Raw genomic sequence first — 1,843 nt, 5'->3', positions numbered from 1 at the left:
AGCTTGACTCTGTCGGGGATCTTGGAGTTGCCGAGGTCAGCTGCCCAGGGCTCGCCAAGACTTCAGCCGGGGTATCTCGCGCTGGTCGAGGTAGTTCTGGAAGGCAGTCGGTCGGCGGGGCGTGGGTGCTTCCTCGGCTGGTGGCAGTCCGCTGAGGCGCTCGATGTTGACGGCGATGGCTGTCAGGACGTGCTGGATGTGGGCCTTTCTCTGTCCTCGGTAGCGGCAGCGCCGCATGCCGTGTCCGTGGGCGAACTCGTTGATGGTGCCCTCCACTCCGGAGCGGACCGCGTAGCGGGTCTTCCACTCGGGCGTCTGTTGCTCGGTTCGGACGCGGAGTTGCAGGTCGCGGAGTTCTCGTGGGGGAAAGCCCACGGTGCGGGCGCTGTCGGCGGTGGTGGTGCACTGGGTGCGGGCCGGGCAGGGGCGGCACTGGCTCTTGGTGAACCGGGCCACGATCAGCGGGGCCGCGGTGGGCGAGGCGGTCGGGTAGGGGCCGTGCCAGCCCGCGCTGACCTGTCCCTGGGGGCAGGTGACCTGCTGATGGTCGTAGTCGATGTGGAAGTCGTCCCGGGCGAAGCCCTCGTTCCGGCGGTGCTGACGGGTGGGGTTGCTCCGGAGCGGCCCGGAGACGGTGACCTGGTGTTCACGGGTGGCTTGTTCCAGGTGGGGCAGAGAGGTGTAGCCGGCGTCGACCAGATGCTCGGCGGGCAGCAAGCCGCGTCGGGCGAGGCGGGTGTGGATGCCGGGCAGGACCTGGCTGTCGTGGGTGGTGGCCGCGGTGGTGGCGACATCCGTGATCACGTTGGGGCCGTCGGCAGCACAGGTCTCGGTCAGGTGAGCGGCGAACCCCTTCCAGCTGATGATGTGGCCGTGCCGCGCATAGCGGGCCGAGGTGTCGTAGGGCGAGACGATCGCCCTCGACGACGGCGGCAGACCCACCCCGCCTTCCTTCTCAGCGGTGCGCCAGCGCAGCTGTCCCGCGGCATCACGGTGATAGTTCTGCACCATGATCTGCCGCAGAGCCTGGACACGAGGACCGCACATGCGGTCCGCTCCGTACCGGTAGAGGTGTTCCAGAAGCCGGACGGCGTCGTTTCCGGTGGCAAGGATCCTGGTCATGGGCTTGGTGGGGTTCTTGCCCAGGCGGACCGGCCTGCCGTAGCGCAGCCCCCAGCCCTCATCGACGAGCTCGTCCAGCAGATGAGGAGAGATGCCTGCGACCTCTTCGAGTGCGGCGCGAACCGCCTCGGTGACCAGCTCCAGGCGGGTCAGGTCGCGCACCGCGGCTAGGACGTGGGTGGAGTCGGTGCGCTGCGTGGTGCGCTCGCGGACGAGACCGGCCTCCTTCAGGCGCGCGAGTGCGAGGTCGAGGAGGCGGTCGGCGCGGCCGTCCTCGGCGAGGCGGTCTCGGAAGTCGGCCAGCACGCTGTGGTGGAAGCCGGGGTCGTCCAGCTCCATGGCCATCGCATATTTGAAGTCGATGCGGCAGCGGACCGCCTCGGCGGCCTGCCGGTCGGACAGGCCGAGCAGGAACTGCAGCATACAGACGGTGGCCAGCTGAGCGGGCGAGAGACCCGGACGCCCGTCCCGCGGGTACCAGTCGGCGAAGTCCTCGTCGCACCACAGCCCATCGAGGCGGTCACGCACCCATATCGCCGTCGTGCCGCCCGGGTTGCTCGCCCGCGCAACCTGCGCAGTCAGAGACGGGACCTGCTCACCGGAACGGGGGCGAAGGGACAACGAGCACCTCGACAGATGTATCGGTCGGCGGAACTACACGAGCATGCCCGTCGATCTTGCTGCCGCACCGGGAAACTCCAAGATCCCCGACAGAGTCAAG

General features: G+C 68.8%; 1 protein-coding gene. It reads right to left on the bottom strand.

Translation table 11 applies throughout. The annotated features are described in order from the left end of the window. Positions 1-36: 36 nt before the first annotated feature. A complete protein-coding gene (locus ACZ6ZQ_RS38480; protein WP_469773184.1) occupies positions 37-1,650 on the bottom strand; it encodes an IS1182 family transposase in 1,614 nt (537 codons plus the stop codon). Positions 1,651-1,843 lie beyond the last annotated feature (193 nt).

This window comes from Streptomyces sp. NPDC053673, assembly GCF_055585225.1.
The sequence above is the reverse complement of the archived record's forward strand: the minus strand, read 5'-3'. Positions and strand labels throughout refer to the sequence as shown.